The following is a 6,000-nucleotide window of genomic DNA, read 5'->3' as shown; positions in this document are numbered from 1 at the left end:
GACAGGGGCTGGGGCGGGGGCGCTGACGCGCCGGGGGTGGGTGGTCAGGTTGGGGGGTGGGGTGGTTCGGGGGTGGTCCACCAGGCTTCGGGTGGGTGGGTGGTGTAGCGGCTGCGGGGGCGGGGGGTTGGGGTGGGGGTGGTGGGGGTGCCGCCGGTGGTGGGGGCGGTCAGCCATGTGGGTGGCAGGGGGGTGGGGGGTGGGTCGTTGTGGGTGGTGGTGCCGAGTGGGTTGGGGAGGGGGGTGGCGGTGTGTGCGGCGTCGTGTGTGGCTGCTGGGCTGCCGGTGCGCAGGCCGGGTGCGATGCGGATGCCGGTTACCGGGGGGATCGGGGGCGAGGGGGGTGGGGTGGGGCGGCGTACGCGGGGGCCGATTCCGGCTGGGAGGACCTGGCGAGGGTCTCGGGGTAGGGGGGTGCCCATGACGGGCGGGGGTGGTGGGGGCGGTGGGCAGCTGGATGGTGGGGGTGGGGTGAGGGGCGGTGTCGGTGTGGGTGGGGCTTCGGGGGGTGGTGGGGGCAGGGGCGGTGTGCTGTTGGTCAGACAGGTGGGGATTGGTGTGGACGGTGGTGGTGGGGGCGGCACTGTCTTGGGTGCTTCGGAGGCTTGGGTGACTGCGGGGGCTTCGGAGGGTGGGGCTTCGAGTGGGTCGCAGGATGTGGGTGGGGCGAGTGGGGGTGGCGGGGGTGAGAGGGGGGTGATGTTGCCGGGGTAGGTGGTGGTGGGGTTGATGGTGCTCGGGTTGGTGGGGGCGGTGGTGTTCTTGGTGCAGGGTTGGCTCGGGGGTGGGGTGGTGGTGGGGGGAGCGTCGGCGGGGACGTTGGCTTTCGGTGTGGCGTCGGTGTGCGGCGGAGGGGGGAGGGCGGGTAGCCGGTCGCCGAGGTCGCGGTACACGTCCTCCAGGCGTGTGGCGGCGGATTGGGCGGCTGTGGGGTCGGTGGCTTGCTCTTGGGCCAGGTTCAGGGCATGGGCCGCCTTGTCGAGGTGCTGGTGCAGCGCGATGCCGTGGGCGGCGAGTCGGTCGGCGGTGTCGGCCAGGGTGTGACAGCGGGCGGTGAAACGTTCGGCGCCGCCGCCGGTCCAGATCTGGGCGCCACGTCGGGCGGTCTCGGCGAGTGCGTCGCGCAACTCGGCCAGCCGGACGGCGGCCAGGCGCCAACCGTCGGCCGCTGCGGCCACCTCGCCGGGGCGGGCCGCGTGAATCGCCGCGTACGTGTCCACGGCGTCGGGGGTGCTCATCGCGAGGCCGCCGTCCGCAGCAGCGTGCCGACCTCGGTCTCGGTGGCGGTGAACCGGTCGGCGGTGTGGCCGAGTTCGATCCGGGTGGTGGCCAACTCGGCGCGAATTTGCGCCAACAGCTCGACCATCTCGGCCGCCGCTCGGCGGTGTCGGTCGGTCAACTCGGCGGCGCCCGGGAGCGTCCCCAGGGCATCGGGGCCAAGGGCGGTGTCGGCCGCGACCCGGGCGGGCTCGGCGAAGCAGCCGCGCGCGAGGTAGTCGGCGCCGATGTTGTGCAAGCGCCGGACCAGTCCGTGCAGTTCGCCGGTATCGACCGCGTAGCCCGTTGTGCCTTCGCCGTCGGTGCGGGACATGCCACCACCCCCTGATGAGTACGTGAGCCGAGTGCTGCCTGCTCGGGAAACGATCAGGTTGGCACGTGGTCACTCCGCGTGCCCGACTGCCTGTGGACAACCCGGGGACACATCACCCCGAAGAGTGAAACCCGCCGAAAATCCGCTTGGTTGTCCACAGATTGTTCGACGGCGGGCGATTCGTCCGGCCCTCGGGCGCAATCTGGAGGCGTCGTGAACACACCGGACGAACTCCGGCGAACTCCGGGCGACCCGGACAAGCACCGCACGAGGGAGCGATCATGCACACCATCGAGACCTTCGCCGAACTGGACGACGAGCTGGCCACCGTCGATTCCACGCCACGCGCACTGGCCGCCGTCGCGCTCGCGCTGCACACCGTGCAGCAGGTGGTGCACGCGTGGAGCGGCAAGCCGGACCGGGGCGGCTGCCTGTGCCGGGTGGCCGACGAACTCGGGGACGCGCGGGAGATCGTCGGCCGGATCGTGGGGCCCGATTGCGCGACAGTCGTTCCGCTGCCGGGCGGAGACCCGGCCGCCGTGCCGATCGCGGGCGCCGCCCGGGTGCTCGGGCGGGTCGCCAAGGTGCTCACGCTGCTGGCCCGACAGGGCGTCGCGGACAACCCCTGCGGGGACTGGGCCAGGTTGGAGCCCGCCCAGCGGCGGGCCTGCGCGGCGGCCTGGGCGATCGTTTTTCGCAACCTGGTGCGGCTGCGTGCCGCCGAGGAGACCGCGACCTGGTCGGGGCTACCGCATCGGCACGCCCCGGCGATCCCGCCGCGCCGGCGACGCGGTGTGGCACACGTGGTGCCCTTTCCGGCGCGGCTCGCATGATCGAGTCCGGTGGGCGGCGCGTCCTCGGGGGAGGATGGGCACATGGATCTGCGTATCTTCACCGAACCCCAGCAGGGCGCGACCTACGAGACGCTCCTGAGCGTGGCCAAAGCCACCGAAGACCTCGGTTTCGGGGCCTTCTTCCGCTCGGACCACTATCTGCGCATGAGCGGCGACGGCCTGCCCGGTCCTACCGACGCCTGGATAACGCTGGCCGGACTGGCCCGGGAGACCAAGCACATTCGGCTGGGCACGTTGATGACGGCGGCGACGTTCCGGCTGCCCGGCGTGCTCGCGATCCAGGTCGCGCAGGTCGACGCGATGTCCGGCGGGCGCGTCGAACTGGGCATCGGCGCGGGCTGGTTCGAGCAGGAGCACACCGCCTATGGGATCCCGTTCCCGCGCGAGAAGTTCGACCGGCTCGAAGAACAACTGGACATCATCACCGGCCTTTGGGACACCCCGGTCGGCGATACCTTCGACTACGACGGGCGCTACTACTCGCTGGCCGACTCGCCCGCGCTGCCCAAGCCCGCGCAGCGCCCGCACCCGCCGATCCTGATCGGCGGCTTCGGCGCCAAGCGCACACCGGCGCTGGCCGCGCGCTTCGCGAACGAGTTCAACATCCCGTTCGCATCGGTGCAGACCAGCGCGCAGCAGTTCGACCGGGTGCGCGACGCGCTCGTCGAGCATGGTCGCAAGAGCGAGGACCTGGTCTTGTCGAACGCGCTCGTGGCCTGCGTGGGCAAGGACGACGCCGAGGTGGCCCGCCGCGCCGCGGTGATCGGCCGCGAACCCGCCGAACTCAAGGAGAACGGTCTCGCCGGCTCGCCCGCCGAAGTGGTCGACCGGATCGGCCGCTTCGCCGAAATCGGCTCGACCCGGATCTACTTCCAGATCCTGGACCTGCACGACCTGGACCACCTGGAGCTGATCGCCTCGGAGGTGATGTCCCAACTCGGCTGAGCCGAGGGCCCCGTGGCCATCGGCGGCACGGGAAAGGGCCCTGTCGCAGCCCGTGCGCTGCGACAGAGCCCCTCTCTCACCCCACCGCCCCCGGTGCTACAGCGGGCGGCCGTTCGGTGTGTTCCCTCGTCGTCAGACGGTCGCGGGAGTGTCCCCGTCGTCCTCGCCGAAGGTGCCACTGCCGGCAAGCAGCGTGCTGCGGGTGCCGCGGCTGCGGTACCACATGACGCCGCCGATCATCAGGAGCGTGCCGCCGGCGGTGCCGAGCAGGCGCGGGTCCAACAGGGCACCGGTGTGCGCGAGCCCACCGCCTCCGCCGCCGTTGCCGCTCCCGGCCGAACTGCCGGAGCTGGTGCCGGTCGTGGTGCCCGTGGTCGTGCCGGCGGTGGTGCCCGCGGTGGTGCCCGCGGTGTCACCGGCGGTCGTGCCGGTCGTGGTTCCGGTGGTCGTGCCCGCGGTCGTCCCGGCGGTGTCACCGGCCGTCGTGCCGGTCGTGGTGCCCGTGGTGGTGCCGGTGCTCGAACCGTTGGTCGCCCCGGCACGCGTGAGGGTGACCTTGAAGGGGCGCTCCACCTTGGGTCCGGTCTCGGTGGTCGTGACCGTCAGGATGTAGTCGCCGTCCACCCAGGGAGCCGCCGCCCGGGGGAAGGGGGCGAGTGAGGCCGTGAACCGACCGCCGGCATCGGTTGTGGTCGTGGGTAGTTCGACCGGGGCGAACGCGGTGTCGTTCTTCTTGGTGATCACGGCCTTGAACGGCACATTCGCGGGGAAGTTCGTCAGCGTGAGGGTGTAGTTCACCTGCACACCGGTCGCGTCGGGAATCTTGATCTCGTCGTTGAAGCCCACGGTCGGCGTGACGGTGGCCAGCACCTTCCAGGCGGTTCCCTCGAGCTTCAGGTTGACCCGGGCGAGGTCGTTCGCCACGACCGCGCCGGCGTCGTCCAGGCACTGGGCTCGGATGCGGTAGTCACCTTCGGCGCCGCCCGAGATGATCAGCTTCTGCGTGATCGCCGGCTTGCGGTCCGCGGGAAGGGCCTGGGGAGAGAACCCGCCGATGCGCGTCTCGGTGCCGCCGCCGGGAGGGGTCAGCAGGAACAGGAACTTCGTCGCGCCCTGCGGGCATGCCTTCAACGAGGTGATGTTCCCCTTCGTCAAGAGCTCGCCGGTCGTGGGGTCGAGGACGAGGGTGTCCTCCGCGCCGGTCGGCGGGGTGGTCGTCGGCGGCGTGGTGGTCGGTGGCGTGCTGGTGGGCGGTGAGGTGGTCGGGGGCTCGGAGGTGGGCGGAGCCGCCACGCCCCACGTCTTGCCGTCCGCCGCGTCCGCCGTCGTGATGTCGACCGACGCGGGTTCGCTCAACAGCGTGCCGATGTCGCTCACGCACTGCGCGGTCAACTTGAACGTGCCCGTGAGGTCGGTCCCCGCCAGGAACAGCCGGATCGCCGTGGTGCGGTTGGGGATCCGATCACCGGGAAGCTCGTCGCCGACCTCGCCACCGATCAGGCGCGGCGCGGTCAGCGTGCCCCCGCTGACGCTCCAGCGGAAATTGGTGGCCGGCGCCGCACAGGGCACCGTCGCCTTCATCGTCACCTTGGTGTCGATCTTGCCGGTACCCGGAGCGACGACGATCGTCGGAGTCGGGGAACCGGGGTCGGCCGCCGCCGCGAGCGTCGGCATGGCCGACATTACGAGCAGCCCGGCTCCGCACGATGCCAGCACGCGCGCGAGTCTTAGGCTCATCTGGTCAACTCCGTTGAGAGGAAAGGAAACGGGGACGGATCGCAAGTGGGCCACCGGGAGGATTCCCGGCGGCCCAAGGCGTTGTCACCGACGCCGCGTCACCACCACAGGCGGGACGAGTCGAGGGTGATCGAGACCGAGGAGGTCGCCTTCGAGTCCGTGCCGGAGAGCACGAGCGTGTAGGAACCGTCGGCCACGGACGCCGGGAGCGTCAGCAGCGCGCCGCCCCAGGTGCCGTTGGGCGCGATCTGCGGCTGCAACGAGACGGGGGTGGCGGTGCCGTCGGCGGCACGCACGACACCGTCCACGTGCTCACCGGGCGCGAAGCCGCGGAACAGGACCAGGCCGAAGCGCAGGGCGCCGATCTTGGTGGGCAGCGCGCGGACCTCGGGCGAAAGCGAGCTCCACACGCCGCTGTTGACGCGCAGGTCGACCGAGGCGGGCTCGGTGATGGTCAGCACGCCGTCCGCGCCGGTCGTGTAGCACTGCGCGACCAGCTTGTGCGCGACGCCTTCCTGCGCGGCGGAGCCGACCGGGAAGAGCGCCCGCAGGCCGACGACCGCGGTGTCCGCGACCTTGTCGGCGGGCAGCGGCGTACCCAGGAACGACCCACCGAAGACCCGCTCGTTGGCGTCGGGCGAACGCACGACGAACCGGAAGGCGGTCGCGTCGGGGCCACAGGGAACACTCGCGCGCACGGTCGCCTTGCCGGTGGCGTCGGCCGGACCGTACAGCGGGCTGACCTTGATGGTGCCCGATGCCGTGGTCGCCGAAGAAGTGGGTGCGGCGTCCGTGGCGATGGCCGGCACCGCGGCGATCGCCAGCGCGGCCGGAACCGCGACGGTGAGCGCGAGCAGACGACGAAGCTTCATG

6 protein-coding genes are annotated in these 6,000 nt (G+C 71.7%); 2 read left to right on the top strand and 4 right to left on the bottom strand.

Features of this window, described 5'->3' with window-relative positions; translation table 11 throughout:
* Window positions 1-44 precede the first annotated feature (44 nt).
* On the bottom strand, window positions 45-1,238 hold the full coding sequence (locus tag ACFXMF_RS14790) for a hypothetical protein (RefSeq protein ID WP_379987871.1): 1,194 nt from the start codon (window positions 1,236-1,238) through the stop codon (window positions 45-47).
* Complete coding sequence (locus ACFXMF_RS14785; RefSeq protein ID WP_360317367.1) at window positions 1,235-1,591, bottom strand: hypothetical protein; 357 nt, start codon at window positions 1,589-1,591, stop codon at window positions 1,235-1,237. Before ACFXMF_RS14785 ends, ACFXMF_RS14790 begins: the two co-directional genes overlap by 4 nt.
* Before the next feature lie 281 nt (window positions 1,592-1,872).
* Here ACFXMF_RS14785 and ACFXMF_RS14780 point away from each other — a divergent pair, with 281 nt between their 5' ends.
* Window positions 1,873-2,424 carry a hypothetical protein gene (locus ACFXMF_RS14780; protein WP_360317369.1) on the top strand — a complete coding sequence of 184 codons (552 nt, stop codon included), beginning with the start codon at window positions 1,873-1,875 and terminating at the stop codon, window positions 2,422-2,424.
* A 42-nt stretch (window positions 2,425-2,466) separates the two neighbouring features.
* Complete coding sequence (locus tag ACFXMF_RS14775) at window positions 2,467-3,390, top strand: LLM class F420-dependent oxidoreductase (protein ID WP_379987870.1); 924 nt, start codon at window positions 2,467-2,469, stop codon at window positions 3,388-3,390.
* A gap of 132 nt (window positions 3,391-3,522) precedes the next feature.
* Here ACFXMF_RS14775 and ACFXMF_RS14770 read toward each other — a convergent pair whose 3' ends face one another.
* Together ACFXMF_RS14770 and ACFXMF_RS14765 are read right to left on the bottom strand one after the other, a co-directional pair.
* Window positions 3,523-5,181 (bottom strand): hypothetical protein, encoded by a 1,659-nt coding sequence (locus ACFXMF_RS14770; protein ID WP_379987869.1) that lies wholly within the window; start codon window positions 5,179-5,181, stop codon window positions 3,523-3,525.
* 44 nt (window positions 5,182-5,225) lie between these two features.
* Window positions 5,226-5,999, bottom strand: a complete 774-nt coding sequence (locus ACFXMF_RS14765) for a hypothetical protein (RefSeq protein ID WP_379987868.1) — start codon at window positions 5,997-5,999, stop codon at window positions 5,226-5,228.
* Window position 6,000: the final 1 nt, after the last annotated feature.

Origin of the sequence: Embleya sp. NPDC059213, assembly GCF_042754445.1 — a bacterium.
Classification (GTDB): domain Bacteria; phylum Actinomycetota; class Actinomycetes; order Streptomycetales; family Streptomycetaceae; genus Embleya.
The sequence above is the reverse complement of the archived record's forward strand: the minus strand, read 5'-3'. Positions and strand labels throughout refer to the sequence as shown.

Bases quoted from the DNA above. Each gene is read 5' to 3' on its own strand.
- ACFXMF_RS14785 (WP_360317367.1), bottom strand. From the start codon at position 1,591: ATGTCCCGCACCGACGGCGAAGGCACAACGGGCTACGCGGTCGATACC.
- ACFXMF_RS14790 (WP_379987871.1), bottom strand. From the start codon at position 1,238: ATGAGCACCCCCGACGCCGTGGACACGTACGCGGCGATTCACGCGGCC.
- ACFXMF_RS14780 (WP_360317369.1), top strand. From the start codon at position 1,873: ATGCACACCATCGAGACCTTCGCCGAACTGGACGACGAGCTGGCCACC.
- ACFXMF_RS14765 (WP_379987868.1), bottom strand. From the start codon at position 5,999: ATGAAGCTTCGTCGTCTGCTCGCGCTCACCGTCGCGGTTCCGGCCGCG.
- ACFXMF_RS14775 (WP_379987870.1), top strand. From the start codon at position 2,467: ATGGATCTGCGTATCTTCACCGAACCCCAGCAGGGCGCGACCTACGAG.